Here is a 15,858-nt window from a genome sequence, read left to right on the forward strand (position 1 = left end):
AAACAATTTCATAGGGCACATATATTTCATTTTCGCACTCTAGATATCGACGGTTTCGCAATCGTTAGTTTTTGCGAGTTTTTTCGCATTCGACGACCGCTGGGAGCACAGGAGACCACTTATGGAGATGAGAAAGGCAGGTTTCCTTGGCCCCCGAGCCGTTTATTTCGCGTAGTGAAGTTCCTTGGGGCTATCATCGGCAATAGCGAGTCAGGCACCGCCCGCTGTCCGCCCCTCGAAAGGCCGACCTGTCGGCAGTGCATGCAAAAGCTTTGAAAAGTTGTCTTTGACTGGAACCGAATAGTGCCGACCTGCGTTTTGACGTATAATCGCGGATTGCGGGCCACCAACATGACACCAGTACGCTAAGTGCCTTGCCGCTCAATTCCTGGGCACTTGAAACGTCTACCAATCCTCCCCATCTTGAAAAGGATTATTACGCGTCTTCGATTGATTACAAAGACTTACACATCGTTAACTAACATTGTCTGTCTGAGGCAACGAGCCGACGCCGACCACGACGAAGTAAAATGGAGTTCGGCCTTAGCTCAGTTCTCCTCAACGTTTCCAAGCCGATCCGCATCAGTCCGTGGATGAATTTCCGAACTCGGGAGACCTGCCGATGAATCGCGACAATCTCACTCCGCCTGTCAGTCATATTGCCCTGATCGGGAATTTTCCGCCGCGCAAATGCGGCATAGCCACGTTCACCGCCGATCTGCGCGAGGCGCTGGCCACGACCGACGGCGACCTGAAGATCAGTACGGTCGCCTTGACCGACGAAGGGCAGAACCATGCCTATCCTCCGGCCGTTGGTTACGAGATCAGCCAGCACGAGGCGGATGACTATGCTGCCGCGGCCGACCACATCAACGCTCTCAATCCCGATGCGGTGTCGATCCAGCACGAGTTCGGCATTTTCGGCGGTGAGGCGGGCGAATATCTCCTCAAGCTGACCGAACGCCTGCGCGCTCCGATCGTGACGACGCTTCATACCGTGCTGGTCGACCCGACAGCCGACCAGAAGCGCGTGATGGAGCAACTTGCCGAGCACTCGGTCCGGCTGGTGGTTATGACGGAGATGGGGCGCACCATTCTCACCCGCGACTGGAACTTCCCGGAGGAGAAGATCGCCGTCATTCCGCACGGCATTCCCGACGTTCCCTTCCTCGATCCGGCGTTCCAGAAACACAACTTCGGCCTCGATGGCCGCAAGGTGGCTTTGACCTTTGGCCTCCTGTCGCCCAACAAGGGCATCGAGAACATGATCGATGCCCTTCCCGACCTAGCTCGGGCGCACCCAGATCTCGTTTACGTGGTGCTTGGCGCCACGCATCCGCACCTTGTCGCCCGCGAAGGCGAAGCGTACCGCGAGAAGCTCCAAGCCCAGGCGGACGCGCTCGGCGTGACCGATCACCTGATGTTCGTCAACGAATACGTCGACGCCCCCGTCTTGAAGGACTGGCTTTCGGCGGCCGACATCTACGTGACGCCATATCTCAATGAGGCACAGATCACTTCCGGCACACTGTCTTACGCCGTAGGCCTTGGCAAAGCCGTTGTTTCCACGCCTTACTGGCATGCTCGCGAGCTGCTGGCCGATGACGTCGGCGCGCTGGTACCGTTCGGCGACCCGAAGGCCCTGGCCTCGACCATTGGCGATCTGCTGACTGACAACGGTCGCCGAGACCGCTTGCGAGCCTTTGCCTATGACGCCGGACGCAGCATGATATGGCCGGTGGTTGGCCGTGCCTATCTCGACCTGCTCTCCGAAGCCCGTTCCGGCGGGCGGGCGCCGGCGCCCGTCAGCAACCTCAGGATTGGTCGACGGGCTCCGCTCGTTTCGACACTCGCCGCCGTCGACCGGATGACGGACGGCTGTGGCATGCTGCAGCACAGCCGCTCGACCATCCCCGATCGCCGACACGGCTATTGCCTCGACGACAACGCTCGCGCGATGATGCTGGCGGTCGAGCTGAAAGCGGAAGGCATCGAGACGGAGCGAGCCACTCGCATTGCCGATACCTGCGCCGCCTTCGTGGATTCGGCGTGGGACGAGGATCGTTCCGCTTTCCGCAACTTCATGGGCTACCAGCGCAACTGGCTGGAGGACATCGGATCGGAAGACAGTCATGGCCGAGCCGTGTGGTCGCTCGGCCGTGTGGTGGCGAGCACGGACGATCACGGGCTGAAACTCTGGGCCACGGGCCTCGCCGACCGCGTGATCCCGGCCAGCGCCGATCTCTCCAGTCCGCGCGCCACCGCCTTCACAACACTGGGGCTTATCAGCTGGCTGGCGGTCTACCCCGGCCACAGGCCCGCACGCCAACTGCTCGACAGGTTCGCCGCCCAGCTGCATGCCCTGCTGCGCGAACAACGCCGACCCGACTGGTTATGGTTCGAGCCGGTGCTGGCTTACGACAACGCCAGACTGCCGGAAGCGCTGATACGTGCCGGTCAATGGCTGCACAACGACGACATGATCCGGGATGGCATCGCCGCGCTCGATTGGCTGGCGGACCTGCAGACCGATACCGACGGTCACTTCCGCCCCGTCGGCACAGAGAGCTTTGGCCGGCTCTACAGCCGTCCCCTGCCCTTCGATCAGCAGCCGGTTGACGCATGGGCGATGATCGAGGCGTCAACGGCGGCGTTCGACGCAACCGGCGACGACCGCTGGCAACGCTATGCCGAAGCGGCTTTCGACTGGTTCAATGGCCGCAACGACCTGGGCCTCAGGCTCGCGACGCCAAACGGCGGCTGTTACGATGGTCTTCAGGTCGACCGCGTCAACCTCAACCAGGGAGCCGAGTCCATCCTCGCCTTCCAGTTCTCGGTTCGCTCGATAAGGCAGTTGCAACGACTCGCGCATGGCCGTTCGGAACGGGTGGTCGCGAGGGCTGGCCAATGACGCTGCAATTGCTGCCTCAGCGTCTGTATCCCGACGCCAGCCGGGTGGTCATTCGCAACTTCCAGCTGGCTGGGGAGCCCCGTGGGCTGAATCCCGCCTCGCAGGCGCGGGCGCGGCGGATCGTCGAGACGGTCCTGGCGATGGACAACCGGACCGTTCAGGCGGAGCTGTCGCTCGTGATGGCGGATTTCGAGACCCGACATCGAGAGGTGCGGCATTTCTTCGAGGAGCGCTACGAAGGGATGGCCGCCCATCTGGGTATTCTGGAACCGCTGCGCGAAGCCGAGCGGCTGCTGATCGGAGCCTACTTCTGCCACGAGTACTCGTTCGAGGCAGCGGCCCTGATGAACCCAAGCGTCGTACGGCATCCAGATCAGTCCGCCCTGGCACCGGGCGAGGTGCGCTTCCTGTTGTCGCTGCGGGCGGTTGGCGAGGGGCATATCTCCTCCATCACCTTCCGCGAGGGCGTTCTGTCCGACCAGGGCGATCTGCGGCTCACCGAGGACAGTCCGTTCGCAGTCGCTTCCCGCCCGGAGATCGGCGAGGACGGAAGGGTTTGGGCGGTCCGCGAAGGTGACGGGCCACTCGACGAGACCGTGTTGTTGCCGGTCACCTCGGCACAACGAAACGGTCTGGAGGATCTTCGGCTCGTTCACTTCATGGATCCGGACGATGGACCGCTCTGGTACGGCACCTACACCGCGTTCAGCGGTCAGGCGATCGCCTCGGAGTTCCTTATCACCCGCGACTTCAGGCGCTTCGAGCTGAAGCCCCTGTCCGGACCGGCCGCCCGAAACAAGGGCATGGCGCTCTTCCCGCGCAAGATCGGCGACAGCTACACGATGCTGGGTCGGCAGGATAACGAGAACCTGTTTCTGATCCGCTCGAACAACCTTTTCGACTGGGGCGAAGGCGAACGGATTGCCGGCCCGCTTCACCCCTGGGAGCTTCTTCAGATCGGAAACTGCGGCTCCCCCATCGAGCTTGACGAGGGATGGCTGGTACTGACCCACGGCGTCGGCCCGATGCGAAAATACGCGATCGGCGCCATGCTTCTCGACAAGGAAGACCCGACGCGTATGCTCGGGCGTTCGCGCGTACCGTTGCTTTCGCCGTCAGACGCCGAAAGAGAAGGCTACGTGCCCAACGTCGTCTATACATGCGGCGCCATGGCGCATGCCGGCAGACTGTTCGTTCCCTATGGCATCGCCGACAGCGCGGTGGGTTTTGCCAGCGTGGGGATCGAGGAACTGCTCGCCTCTCTCGACTGAGGGGCGCCAGCGCCATAGCCGCTTCGGCGGGAAAAGGAGTGCGCCTCTTTCGGGCGCATTCCTTTCGCGTTTGACGATCCGTCGGGCGAAAGTCACCTCAAGGAAGCCTGCGTTTGCCGCAACGGCTACGCGAAATCCGACAAGCCCTCGAAGACTACGCTAACCGCGCGGCCAAGTCGCGTTTGCGCGCATTTGCACTCGCCCACATTCCAAGTAAAAAGAATATCGAAGAACAGCCGCGCCCTGGCGAGCGTCGTGCGGCAATGGCAAACGTGTGAGTGAAATCCAGCCCTGCGCCGCGGATGCTGGTAGGGAGTCCGTGAATGGAGCCTAACACCGCCAAGAAGAAGATCCCGAATCCGGCCGACGTACACGTTGGAGCTCGCATCCGCATGCGGCGCATGATTCTGGGCGTATCGCAGGAAAAGCTTGGCCAAGCGCTCGGCGTCACATTCCAGCAGGTTCAGAAATACGAAAAAGGCGCCACCCGCGTGGGCGCCGGACGTCTTCTGGAAATCGCCAACTATCTTGGCGTTCCGATCGGCTACTTCTTCGAGACTGCGGCTTATGACGCCTTGAAGGCGAATGAGTCGAGCGCGGTGGTCGTTACGGCGCCCGACGAGTTCGATGAGTTCGTGAAGAGTTCGGAAGGCATCAAGCTCAACAACGCCTTCCTCGGCATCAACGACCCGACGGTTCGTCGGCACCTGCTCGACCTTGTCGTCTCCATGTCGCGCACCGGCCAGGACAGCTGAACGGCTTCGACAGCTTCAATGGCGACGTCGATGTTCGTCGAGATCGACGACGTCGGGGTCAGTCTGAAGGGCCAGAAGACCTGATAGCTCTGAGTTGGCGAGACCGAGAAGAAGAGCGGCGGACACACTGACTTCCCGCGCCTGCGGCATCAGGTAGTCGATCATCGTCATCATCGCCCGGATGTTCATCGGACGATGAACGTCGCCGGCGTAGACTTGGTCGCCCGCCATGGGATCGTCGATTTTAGCACTCATTGGTCACCCGTTATTCCTTCCAGGATGCCGGGCCGATTCCATTGCCCTTCCGGCCGGATAAGCACGGTGGCGCCGGACTCCGGCGACAGCACGTCCTCGGCTGGTGGAACCACAAGGTCGGCCTCGTAGTAGGTTTCGTCGGTCAGGTAGTTGATGCCCGTACCCTCGCGCAGGACGAAACCGAAATGCTGCCAGATGGGCGCGACGTTCGCCGCGGTCTGGCCATAGAAGCGCGTATATCCCTTGGTGCGGCAGAGCTCGATACCGGCCCTCACCAGCTTCAAGGCCAGGCGGCTCTTGCGGAAGCGGGGCAGAACGGCCAGTCGTTCGAGTTTCACGAAACCGGCAAAATAGCGGATACGCAGGCAACCGGCGGGCTCGTCGCCGACGAACCCCAGCAGGTGCGTCGCAGTGAGGTCGTTGCCGTCGACATCCTCGGCAAAGGGGATGGACTGCTCGGCCAGATAGGTGGCCGCCCGGATCGAATGGACCATCAGGAGCTGGTTGACATCGTGAACGACGGTAATGCCGATTGCATTGCGCCGACCGGCCACGCCAGGGCGCCACGTATCGTAGGGGGCACTCGGCAAATCGAACTCACCCTGTCGCTCTGCCTCGGAGAGGCGGCGGCAGGTCATGATGCCAGGGGCATAGACGTCGCCATGCCGGGCGCCCATCGTGAAGCCAATGCTCTCGAACAGGCGCCGCGCCTTGTCGTTGGCGGCCTTGCAGAACACCGGCAAACCACGGAACTTGTCCGACGTCAGGCGCTCCATGACGAGCGAGATGCCACCGGCGATCGCTGGTGAGATGTAGATGCCCCAAAAATAGATGGCGACCGGCTTTTCCCACTGGCGAGCGATGAATCGATCGGCGGGAGCGCCGGTGTCCATGCGACCATCGAACAGAGCATCCAGACCATCCTGGTTCAGCGGCAGGAGGCATACAAAGCCAAGAGCCCCATTGCCTGCCTTTTCGCGCCACTGACCGCGTCCGATGGCCAGGATGGTGTCGGGATTGCGCGTGTAGATGCGCATAACCGTCTCGAGGCTGGCCACTCCCTGAATTTCAGGGGTCGCTTTTCTCATCAGATCTGCAATAATTTCGCTCGATGGGCTGAAGACAGAAATGTTCCGGCCATATTTCGAGTAATCGATACGATCAATGTGACGAGACGGATAGAAGTTGGGTGTTTGTTCGTAGTTTCGAGCGTGAGAATTCATCGTTCCCCTCGTCCTGAATGATCAAAGCCCATTTCAATCTGAACTTAAACGTAGCCAACTCGGATGCTGTTCCGTGCATCCGATTTTGATGCGGGGTGATGAGGTAGATGGAACACGGTGACGAGGCAGGAGGGCTGGACATCAACTGGGACGATGTTCGCGTGTTCCTGCTGGTTGCGCGACTTTCCAGCTTCCGGGCGGCGTCCCAGGAAAGCGGCGTGTCGGTCAATGCATTGCGTCGGCGGATCGAAGCGCTCGAACACAAGATCAACGCCGTACTGCTGACTCGATCAGCCAAGGGGGTCGAGCTCACCGACGAAGGGAGAAAGGTCGAGGAGACCGCTCAAGCCATGCTGGAACAGGCGCGCGCGCTTGCCCGCCTGTCGTCACGCTCGAAGCGTGGCCTGCGGGCAACGGTGCGAGTGGGTGCCACCGAGGGACTCGGTGCCTTCTGGCTGGTTCCTCGCCTGGTCGATCTGTTCGATCGCGCTCCGGGTATCCAAGTCGACTTCCGCAATGAAATGCGCATGCCCGATGTATCCGGGCTCGAAGTGGACATTGCGGTCCAGCTCGAGCGACCGGCGGACGAGGAACTTAAGGTTGTCCGCCTCGGCTGGCTTCACATCGTCCTATTCGCCTCAGGCGACTATATTTCCCGCAACGGCATCATCGAAACCTCGCAGGACATTCCCCGCCACCGCTTCATCGAGATCAGCGCCCCGCAGATCCAGAGCGCTGCGCTCAAGGAAGAGCTGCCGGAAGACGATAGCCGCAGCTTTGTCGCCTTGCGGGTCAACACGGCGTCGGCCCAGGTACTGGCCGCGACGCACGGAGCCGGCGTAACAGCTCTTCCGACCTATGCCCGGCTCGTGACCCACAAGTTGCATCATGTCGCCCGCGAGTTCACGCTGAAGCGGGACATCTGGCTTTGCTATCATCCTGGTGTCGTAGAGTTTCGCCATATGAGGCAGGCCATAGACTGGATCAAGGCATCCTTCGATCAGGAAAGATATCCTTGGTTCGGAGAAGACTATCTTTCTCCGGACGAAATCGATCGCCTGGCGACAAAGCATGGACTTGGCACCCTCTTTTCAGGCTTTAGAGACGAGCATAAGTTGTAATGTCAGTTGCTGGGGCGGTGCGGCGTCGCCTCTGGTCACCTTCGGAGAGGGCGATGGATGAAAAGGCTTTGACACTCCGCCACGAACTGCCGCGCCTCATCGAGGCGGCAAAAGCCCTTGAAGCTTCCGTGCTTGTCATGCTCCTCACGTCCGCCGACGAAGAGCTTCGGAAACAACTGGCCGAAGCCCGGCAGGAACAGGAACGCGATCTGACCGATCGTTCCTGATCCTGCATGGCTTGTTAGCCTTCCCAAGGGACGGCCCGCTTTCGTCCGCGCCACGGCCCACTGCTGAGAACCACGTTTCGCAGCAACTCTCACAGGCAAGCCGATCTCTTGTGTGGCGGGTCAGACTCCAGCCTCTCCAGCAGCCATATCGAACCTCGCGCTCGTCCGCCGAGGCAGTATCCAGTTGAAGGCCTCCAGAAGAACTCGCAACTCGCCCACGAACACACGATCGTGGCGATTGACACTCTCGCCAGGGAGTTGTCCACTCCCATCGGAGAGATTATCGGCAATCTTTCCGATGAGCGGAAAGTACTGATCAAGTTCAAGGTCGAATGATGCGGAACTCACAGGAAGAGGCGCTGCAAGGCCTGATCGGCGACCTTCGGCAGCGCGCGGCCGAGGCCGAGGAGACGTTGGCCGCCATTCGCAACGGTGGCGTGGGCTCCGCCATGGTCGAGGAAGGAGGCAAGGATGAGGTCCTTGCCATCGGCGATGACGCTTTGGCGTTCGAAAGCTTCCTGGAGGCCATGGAACCCGGCGCCGTCGCAGTCGATTCCACCGGCCGAGTCCTGTTCTCGAATGCTCGTTTCCGCCAGATGTTCTCCGAAGACGGAGATCGCCTGAAAGGAAGAAATATCTCCGATATCCTTCCCGAGCCCGCATCGCAGCTCATTGGCAAGCTGATCACCCCCGACGGTCACAAAGCTGTTCCGGTGTCTTTCCTCGAGAGAGGCGTGGAACGCAGTTACCTCGTTTCCGCGCGTCCCGTACACCTTGGAGCCGTGCGTGGCTTTGCCGTAACCCTCTCCGATCTGACCGAGCGTGTCCGTGCCGAAGCAGCCGAACGGGCAGAGCGGATCGCCAATACGGTCACCGCTTCCACCAACGAGGCGGTTATCGTCTGTGATCGTACGCTCACAATCACCCACGCCAATCTCGCCGCCGAGGCGTTGTCGACCGAAAAGCTGGTCGGCACACGACTGGACGAAGCAATTCCGCTCAAGTTTCCTGACGCGACCGGTATCATCGAGATCGATGAACTCATCGAGTCCGCGCTATCAGGAACGCCGCTCCGCGGCATCGAAGCCCTTGCCCCCATTTCCCCCGGACCGCGGGACGTCATGATCAGCGCCGCGCCCCTCAACATATCGGACGATGGCCCCGAAGGCTGCGTACTGACCCTTGCCGACCTCTCCCAGCGCAAGAAGGACGAGCGGCAGATGCATATGCTGATGCGCGAGCTCGATCACCGCGTCAAAAACACGCTGGCGCTGGTGTTGTCGATCAGCAAGCGCACCGCAGCCAACGAAGAAACGCTGGAGGGTTTCCAGGGGGCGTTCAGTGGGCGTATCGAGGCCCTTGCGGCCACTCACGATTTGCTCGCCAACGCATCCTGGGAAAGCCTTTCGCTCCGCCAGATCTTCAGCGCCGAGGTCTCGCCCTATGCGGAAACCGGCGGAGATCGCTTCAACATCATCGGCGCCGATCTCAATCTCAATCCGCGCGCCGCCATCGCACTCGGCCTGATCTTCCACGAACTTGCAACCAACGCGACCAAGCATGGCGCCCTGTCGGGGGAAGCAGGCTCGATCAACCTGGAAATTCACCCCAAGACCGACGCGCCGTTCGTCGAAGTGACGTGGGCCGAGAAAGATGGTCCGACTGTTAAGTCTTTCTCTCGCAAAGGGTTTGGGCACACGGTCATCGCGCGAAGCTTGTCGTACTCGCCGCATGGCGGAACCACGCTGGAGTTCGAGCCGACTGGCGTGATCTGTCGCATCCGGATTCCGGCGTCGGATGTTGTGTGAAGAGACGCCGACGCCTTCAGAGCGCCGGCGCCTCGTGACTTTTGCTTTCAGGCGACGTAGTCGGCGAGCACGAAGTCGGCGAGGCTGGGTATGACCGCGTCGGCCTCGGTCAGAACCGACGGCTTGCCGATGCCGAGAGCCGCCATGCCGGCTCCCTTGATCGAGGCGACGCCGGCCACGGCGTCTTCGACACCGAGGCAATCGGCCGGATCGGCCCCGAGCTGAGCCGCCGCCTTCAGGAAGATTTCCGGATCGGGCTTGCCCCGTTTCAAGAGGCGTGCATCGACCACCGTATCGAACATGTCGGCGATGCCGAGCCGCTCGAGGATGGCCGGGGCGTTCTGGCTGACCGAGGCGAGACCGATCCTGAGACCGGCGGCGCGCACGGCTTCAAGTGTGTCCAGGGCACCCGGCAGAAGATCGTCCCGGGTCATGGTCCCGATCAGTTCCTTGTACCAGACGTTCTTCATGTCGGCGAGGCGATCGAATTCGGCCGGTTCCAGCGTAACGCCCCCCTTGTCGATGATCATCTGCAGGGACATGCGGCGATCGATGCCCTTGAGACTTTCCGCCAGATCGTCGTCGAAGCCGATCCCGAGCGTATCGGCCAGCCGCTTCCAGGCGAGATGGTGGAAGCGCGCAGTGTCGGTGATGACGCCGTCGAGATCGAAGACGACCGCCTTGAAGGGTTTCTTGTCGAAAGGCTTTGGCAAGGCAACGCGACGCACCGGCTCGGTCGCCGAAAGATCGACGGGTTCGCCGCGGTGGAACAGTCGAATGGCATCGCCTTGGACGAGCCGGAACTCCGTGCCTGACGCCGACACGGCGACTTCCAGCGTCCGCCCATGGTCGACAAGGCGGAAGCGATAGCGGCTCCAGCTCTTCGGCAGCGAAGGGGCGAAGTGGAGCTCGCCCTTGACCGCCCTCAGGCCGGCGAAGCCATGCACGACGCTCATCCAGGTTCCGCCCATCGCCGCCGTATGGACGCCGTGGAACGTGTTGCCATGGCTGTTGTCGATGTCCATGCGGGCCGCGTCCATGAAGAACTCATAGGCCCGCTCGTCCAGCCCGACCTCCGCGGCGATGATCGAGTGAATGCAGGTGGACAACGAAGAATCGTGGGTGGTGATGGCCTCGTAATAGTCGAAGTCGCGCCGCTTCACGGCCTTGGAGAACAATTCGCCGCGCAGGAACAGGGCGAGCAGCACGTCGGCCTGCTTGCAAACCTGGTGACGGTAGATCACCAGCGGATGGTAGTGCAGGAGCAGCGGATAGTTTTCGGCCGCCGTCCCGGCGAAATCCCACACCTTGCGAGACAGGAAGGCATCGTCCTGGGCGTGGATGCCGCGCTTGGCGTCGTAAGGCAACCGCAACCGATCCGAAACGTCCGACCAGCGCGCGATCTCCTCGCCGGCAAGTTCGATCCGCTCGGAGAGCTTGGCGAAGGCCTCTGGCTTTTCCCGGCTCATCCAGCCCGCGATCTCGGCCGCGAAAGCCAGATGGGTCTTGGCCATCACGTTGGTGTAGAAGTTGTTGTTGACGAGTGCCGTGTACTCATCCGGCCCCGTCACCTCGTCGATATGGTAGGCGTCGCCCACGAGATGGGCGAGATCGGCCCAGACGCGCGCCGTCTCGAACACAAGTTCAGCCGCTCCGTCTGTGAGCAGTGAGGCGTCGCCGGTGGCCTCGACATATTGCTTGATGGCGAAGGCGATGTCGGCGTTGATGTGGTATTGCGCCGTTCCGGCCGGGAAATAGGCCGAGCACTCCTCACCCGTTATGGTCCGCCAAGGGTAAAGCGCACCGCGAACATGGCCGAGATCACGGGCGCGGGCTCGCGCCTTGTCGAGATAGCCAATGCGGTGTCGCAGCACGGCGCGCGCCAGTTCCGGCATGGTGCGCAGGAAGACCGGCAGGACGTAGATCTCGGTGTCCCAGAAGGAGTGGCCTTCGTAGCCCTCCCCCGTCAGCCCCTTGGCGGCAATGTTGGTACGACCGTCTCGCCCGATCGACTGGAAGAGGTGATAGAGATTGAAGTGGAGGCCCTGCGACAGGGCGTCGTCCCCCTCGATCTCGATGTCGGCCTTTTCCCAGAAGGCGGCGAGGCTGGCCCGCTGCTCATCGACGAGCCCTTCGAAGCCGACGGCGAGCGCTCCACGCAGTGCCTCGTCGGCGCGGGCGGCCAACTCGTCAGCCGGCGCATCGCGACTGGTGACGATGGCGGTCATCTTCTCCAGCGTGACGGTTTCACCGGCCTTGGCCGAGATACGGAACTGCTGGGAAAGAACGCCGCTCTTCTCCGATGCTTCGCTTGAGCCTGCGCCCCTGCCAACCACGCCGACCCGTGTTTCGATCCTCAGCGTCAGCCCGCTATTATGGGTGCGCGACACCAGGACTGACCGGCCGGGACTGGCCACCGCCTCAACCGTTGTGAGCGCCCGGGCCGAGGCACCGGACCCAAGACGGGGGTCGAAACTTTCCTCGCCCCCCTGCACCGTGCTGTTGAGCGTGGCGACAAACTCGATGCTGGCGTCGGCATCGAGCGGCGTAACGGTTACTTGCTGAGCGATAATGGCGCTACGCGACAGGCTGACGACGCGCTTGGAAACGATGCGCACCCGCCGGCCGGACGGCGACTTCCACTCGACACTTCTGACAAGCACCCCCTCGCGGAAATCGAGGCTTCGCTCATAGGACAGGATCACCCCGGTCGCGAGGTTGAAGCGCTCGCCGTTGACTGCGATCTCGACACCCTTGGCATTGGGCAGGTTGAGCATGAACTCGTTGATGCGAGCGAAGCCATAGGCATTCTCGGGATAGCGGATCGCCTCGGTGTCGTAGAAGCCGTTGACGTAGGTCCCCTCCATGCTGGCGTCGGCTACGCCCAACCAGGCCTCGTCGTGACTGCCACGCGTGCCGATATGGCCGTTTCCGAGCGCGAACAGTGTCTCCCGAAGGAGGTTGGTATCGGCATCCCAACGGGTTTCGACAAGACGCCAGGGATCGGTGGGCAGCGACGAGGTCGTCGGGGCGGAGGTGGCAGTCACTTCAGTCTCCTTGGAAAGGTCGAGCATCGGCTTCAGCGCCCCAGTCCGGGCCGGCCGCCGATGAAGCGTCAATCTTCGGTCCTGCTATCGATGAGCCAACGGCGATGACGCCAAGATGTCAATCGGACGAGTGGACCCGGAAAGGTCGGCGATGGCAAGCGTCACCGCGGCTTCGGCCAGCCGGTCGTCGCTGCCGGCAGTGCCGACCAGCGAGCCTCCGTCCGGCAGTCCGATGGCTGCGAGACCGCAGGCGCTGACAAACCCCGTCGACCCGAACTCGGATGGCACGAACAACAGATCGAAGTTCGAGAAAGCGTCCTCGACCTTTCGGCGCAGCGCCAGAAGACGATGCTGCGCATGAGCAAGATCGCTCGCCGGGAGGGCAAGCGCCCCCGAGAGCCGTCGCCGGAAGCGAGAAGGCAACAGGTCCGGCAGCTCGACGAAAGCCGTCGCCATAGTGTCAAGCCGTGGCGCCAGCCAGATATCATCACTCGAGAGAGCGGCGACTTCGGCAAAGGGGGCGCCATCGGTGGCGACCCTCGTCAAGCCGAGCCGCTCGGCGGTCATACGCGCCGTCGCCGATGCATCATCGCAGAGCAAACCGAGACGCCCAATCGGACTGGCGGGGCGAGCGGCCGCCTCGATGCCCTCAAGCACGCGCCGCACCGCCGCGCCGTCGGCGACATTGGACGTGAGAATGACGATACCATCGACCTCGGGGGCAATGGCCGAAACACCCTCGGTGGAAACGAGACCGGGGGTCGGCTTGACGACAGCCAGGCCGCAATCGACAGCGATCGCGTCGGCACGATCGCCGACGACGCTGAAAGCCGCGACACCGGCGGCGACAGCCGCAGAGGCTCGCGCGACCGACGATTCAAGACCGAGAGGATCAACAGAAAGCTTGCCGACCAGAAGGGCGCCGGCCGCCCTCAGCCGTTCCACGACAACGGCGTCGAAGTCCGGCTGAAAGTCAAACGCAGGAACGCCGATCGAGGTGGGAAGTCCCACGACATCTATGCTGGCGTCGAGGACGTAAGGTACGCCCCAGAGCGGCAAGGTGGACGGATCAGGACAGCGGGCGAGAAGATCGCGAGCAGCGACATCAAGGGCGGATGGAAGGCAGGAGCCACCAAGCGCCGCGAAGCGGACGGCAATATCATCGACGAGCTCGAGAAGGCTGCCCGGACGCCGCGTGAAACGTTCGCCAAGGCCGCCCAGCGTCAACACGGGAGCGCTCATCGGCACTCCTCCCCTTTTCCTGCCCGACCACCCATCGGAACCGTTCAAAAGCGCTTTTGTTCTCGTATCATTGGCCTCGAACGCCTGTCAATGCTTTTGTCCCCGCACATCATTGTCGCCGAAGAAGCGTATTGTTGGTGTTTCCTCCAGACTTCGCCTGTCTTTTCTCCACTCGGGCCGATGAGCGGCTAATTATCCTTCTATGAAAGCGCTTTTGACGCCTTGCACAAGCTGTACAATCCAATAAGCGGGAGCTATACAAACGCCCTGTTTTGTATTCATCGGCACCTTCATGAACCTCAAGGAACTGGCACGTCACCTAGGGCTTTCCCAGAGCACGGTCAGTCGCGCCCTCAACGGCTACCAGGACGTCAGCACCGATACGAGGGAGCGGGTGCTCGCAGCTGCACGGCGTTTCGACTACTCGCCGAATGCCAGCGCGCACCGCCTGGCAACCGGACACTCCGGTGTGATTGGCATTGTCTTTCCCTCCGACAAGGACCCACTGCTCGACCCGCTGTTCACCGACTTCCTGTCCGGCCTGACCAATAGCGCCGCTCGTCGGCAGATGGACATCCTGGTCAGCGCCAGTCTCGATACGTCAGAGGCAAGCTATCGCCGCCTTGCCCAGCGAGGCTCGGTGGATGCCGTCGTGCTATCGAGCCCGCTCATCGAGGATCCGCGCGTGCCGTTGCTCGAAAGGCTCGGCATTCCTTGCGTGGTGCATGGCCGCACCAAATCGTCACACCCCCACGCCTTTCTCGATATCGACAACGAAGGCGCCTTCCGGCAGGCCGCCGAGTTGCTGATCGGCCTCGGTCACCGGTGGATTGGCCTCGTTAATGGCGACGCACGGCAAGCTTTCGCCGTCGACCGCGAAACCGGCTGGCGCTCGGCTCTCCTTCGTGCCGGGCTTGAAGCCCCGGATACCCTCAGCGGATCTGACGTCATGACCGACGAGGCGGGCTATCGGCTGACCGCCGGCATGCTGGCAAGCGCAGCGCCGCCCAGCGCCATCATCTGTTCAAGCATCTTTTCGGCCATCGGGGCGTGCCGCGCCATTCGCGACAATGGGCTGACGATCGGCTCCGACATTTCGGTGATCGCCCACGACGACGGCATTTCATCGATCCGGCCGGAGGCGCACAGCCCGCCTCTGACCACCACCTTCTCGTCGATCCATCGGGCCGGCGAACGCATCGCCGAAATCGCAGCCGACCTCATTGGCGGCAAGAGCCCAGCCGAATGCCAGGAGGTGTGGCCGGTGGACCTGATCTTCCGCGACAGCACTCGCCCACCCAGGTCGGTTTGACGGCGTTGCACGGCTTTTCCGTTCGCGATCGCATCGGCGAACAGAAGGGTGCGCCTGCCTGATCAACTCCAAGCCGGCACCCAGTCGCGACTGCCCCTTGCCATCGCCAGCGGGAACTCTTGCTCCCCTCCTACGTTTCTCTGGTGAACGCAAAGGAGCCGAAAATGAGCACCAACCGCGACGACAAAATCCGTGCCCGAGCCTATCAGCTCTGGGAAGAGGAAGGGCGACCGGAAGGCCGCGCCGAGCAGCACTGGTTTTCCGCCCGCGAGAGCCTTGCCGTCGAGGAAAACCACGAGTCGGCCCTGCTCCCCGTCGACAATGTAACCGACGCCGAGCCGATCGAAGCGATCGAGAATGCCGGTGAGTTTCCGACGCTCACCGATCAGGGCGAACAACGGATTCCGCATCATCCCAAAACAGACGATGCGTCACGTCCAGCCAACAACTGATGGCGTCATTTCCACCGGATCCCAAGCCAGAAAGGGTCGTTTGGGAAACCGGTCGCTGTAGCGAACCCGCCCACCTTCTTCGTCCGGCTCGTCCGCTTTGTTGGAAGGCCTCCAGCATCGGAGCAATCGATTGCTCCATTGCGCGACCACCTAATGACAGACGACCCGATCGCGGCTTCTACGGAATATCCGAAGGCACCGCTTGACGGCTTTCGCCCGCTAGATTATTCGTAT

General features: G+C 62.0%; 12 protein-coding genes. 8 read left to right on the plus strand and 4 right to left on the minus strand.

Going from position 1 to position 15,858, the window contains the following annotated elements; translation table 11 throughout:
* Positions 1 to 622 precede the first annotated feature (622 nt).
* From M4J40_RS14340 to M4J40_RS14350, 3 genes are all read left to right on the plus strand, one after another.
* Entirely contained in the window at positions 623 to 2,911 is a 2,289-nt protein-coding gene (locus M4J40_RS14340; protein WP_251754843.1) for a glycosyltransferase family 4 protein, read from the plus strand.
* Positions 2,908 to 4,182 carry a glycoside hydrolase family 130 protein gene (locus M4J40_RS14345; RefSeq protein ID WP_251754844.1) on the plus strand — a complete coding sequence of 425 codons (1,275 nt, stop codon included), beginning with the start codon at positions 2,908 to 2,910 and terminating at the stop codon, positions 4,180 to 4,182. Before M4J40_RS14340 ends, M4J40_RS14345 begins: the two co-directional genes overlap by 4 nt.
* Positions 4,183 to 4,505: 323 nt before the next feature.
* On the plus strand, positions 4,506 to 4,937 hold the full coding sequence (locus M4J40_RS14350; RefSeq protein WP_251754846.1) for a helix-turn-helix domain-containing protein: 432 nt from the start codon (positions 4,506 to 4,508) through the stop codon (positions 4,935 to 4,937).
* A 15-nt stretch (positions 4,938 to 4,952) separates the two neighbouring features.
* Here M4J40_RS14350 and M4J40_RS14355 read toward each other — a convergent pair whose 3' ends face one another.
* Together M4J40_RS14355 and M4J40_RS14360 are read right to left on the minus strand one after the other, a co-directional pair.
* The gene (locus tag M4J40_RS14355; RefSeq protein WP_251754847.1) at positions 4,953 to 5,192 is read right to left on the minus strand and encodes a hypothetical protein; all 240 of its coding nucleotides are present in this window, start codon (positions 5,190 to 5,192) and stop codon (positions 4,953 to 4,955) included.
* The gene (locus tag M4J40_RS14360) at positions 5,189 to 6,229 is read right to left on the minus strand and encodes a GNAT family N-acetyltransferase (protein ID WP_251754849.1); all 1,041 of its coding nucleotides are present in this window, start codon (positions 6,227 to 6,229) and stop codon (positions 5,189 to 5,191) included. The genes M4J40_RS14355 and M4J40_RS14360 overlap by 4 nt, the downstream gene beginning before the upstream one ends.
* A gap of 293 nt (positions 6,230 to 6,522) precedes the next feature.
* Between M4J40_RS14360 and M4J40_RS14365 the strand changes: the two genes are divergently transcribed.
* From M4J40_RS14365 to M4J40_RS14375, 3 genes are all read left to right on the plus strand, one after another.
* On the plus strand, positions 6,523 to 7,536 hold the full coding sequence (locus M4J40_RS14365) for a LysR family transcriptional regulator (protein ID WP_251754850.1): 1,014 nt from the start codon (positions 6,523 to 6,525) through the stop codon (positions 7,534 to 7,536).
* 53 nt (positions 7,537 to 7,589) lie between these two features.
* Entirely contained in the window at positions 7,590 to 7,763 is a 174-nt protein-coding gene (locus M4J40_RS14370) for a hypothetical protein (RefSeq protein ID WP_251754853.1), read from the plus strand.
* Between the two features lie 332 nt (positions 7,764 to 8,095).
* Positions 8,096 to 9,571, plus strand: a complete 1,476-nt coding sequence (locus M4J40_RS14375; protein WP_251754854.1) for a sensor histidine kinase — start codon at positions 8,096 to 8,098, stop codon at positions 9,569 to 9,571.
* A gap of 47 nt (positions 9,572 to 9,618) precedes the next feature.
* Here the strand turns inward: M4J40_RS14375 and pgmB are convergent, their stop codons facing one another.
* Together pgmB and M4J40_RS14385 are read right to left on the minus strand one after the other, a co-directional pair.
* Positions 9,619 to 12,618 carry a beta-phosphoglucomutase gene (gene pgmB / locus M4J40_RS14380; RefSeq protein ID WP_251754856.1) on the minus strand — a complete coding sequence of 1,000 codons (3,000 nt, stop codon included), beginning with the start codon at positions 12,616 to 12,618 and terminating at the stop codon, positions 9,619 to 9,621.
* Between the two features lie 84 nt (positions 12,619 to 12,702).
* Positions 12,703 to 13,860 carry an amidase family protein gene (locus M4J40_RS14385; protein ID WP_251754857.1) on the minus strand — a complete coding sequence of 386 codons (1,158 nt, stop codon included), beginning with the start codon at positions 13,858 to 13,860 and terminating at the stop codon, positions 12,703 to 12,705.
* Between the two features lie 292 nt (positions 13,861 to 14,152).
* On the opposite strand from M4J40_RS14385, the gene M4J40_RS14390 reads away from it, so the two are divergent.
* Positions 14,153 to 15,172 carry a substrate-binding domain-containing protein gene (locus M4J40_RS14390; RefSeq protein WP_251754859.1) on the plus strand — a complete coding sequence of 340 codons (1,020 nt, stop codon included), beginning with the start codon at positions 14,153 to 14,155 and terminating at the stop codon, positions 15,170 to 15,172.
* Between the two features lie 164 nt (positions 15,173 to 15,336).
* On the plus strand, positions 15,337 to 15,624 hold the full coding sequence (locus tag M4J40_RS14395; protein ID WP_251754861.1) for a DUF2934 domain-containing protein: 288 nt from the start codon (positions 15,337 to 15,339) through the stop codon (positions 15,622 to 15,624).
* Positions 15,625 to 15,858: the final 234 nt, after the last annotated feature.

Source organism: Pleomorphomonas sp. JP5 (assembly GCF_023721815.1).
Lineage (GTDB): Bacteria > Pseudomonadota > Alphaproteobacteria > Rhizobiales > Pleomorphomonadaceae > Pleomorphomonas.

Excerpts from the sequence above, each read along its gene's own strand:
- M4J40_RS14340 (WP_251754843.1), top strand. The coding sequence starts at position 623 with ATGAATCGCGACAATCTCACTCCGCCTGTCAGTCATATTGCCCTGATC.
- M4J40_RS14345 (WP_251754844.1), top strand. The coding sequence starts at position 2,908 with ATGACGCTGCAATTGCTGCCTCAGCGTCTGTATCCCGACGCCAGCCGG.
- M4J40_RS14350 (WP_251754846.1), top strand. The coding sequence starts at position 4,506 with ATGGAGCCTAACACCGCCAAGAAGAAGATCCCGAATCCGGCCGACGTA.
- M4J40_RS14355 (WP_251754847.1), bottom strand. The coding sequence starts at position 5,192 with ATGAGTGCTAAAATCGACGATCCCATGGCGGGCGACCAAGTCTACGCC.
- M4J40_RS14360 (WP_251754849.1), bottom strand. The coding sequence starts at position 6,229 with ATGCGCATCTACACGCGCAATCCCGACACCATCCTGGCCATCGGACGC.
- M4J40_RS14365 (WP_251754850.1), top strand. The coding sequence starts at position 6,523 with ATGGAACACGGTGACGAGGCAGGAGGGCTGGACATCAACTGGGACGAT.
- M4J40_RS14370 (WP_251754853.1), top strand. The coding sequence starts at position 7,590 with ATGGATGAAAAGGCTTTGACACTCCGCCACGAACTGCCGCGCCTCATC.
- M4J40_RS14375 (WP_251754854.1), top strand. The coding sequence starts at position 8,096 with ATGATGCGGAACTCACAGGAAGAGGCGCTGCAAGGCCTGATCGGCGAC.
- M4J40_RS14385 (WP_251754857.1), bottom strand. The coding sequence starts at position 13,860 with ATGAGCGCTCCCGTGTTGACGCTGGGCGGCCTTGGCGAACGTTTCACG.
- M4J40_RS14390 (WP_251754859.1), top strand. The coding sequence starts at position 14,153 with ATGAACCTCAAGGAACTGGCACGTCACCTAGGGCTTTCCCAGAGCACG.
- M4J40_RS14395 (WP_251754861.1), top strand. The coding sequence starts at position 15,337 with ATGAGCACCAACCGCGACGACAAAATCCGTGCCCGAGCCTATCAGCTC.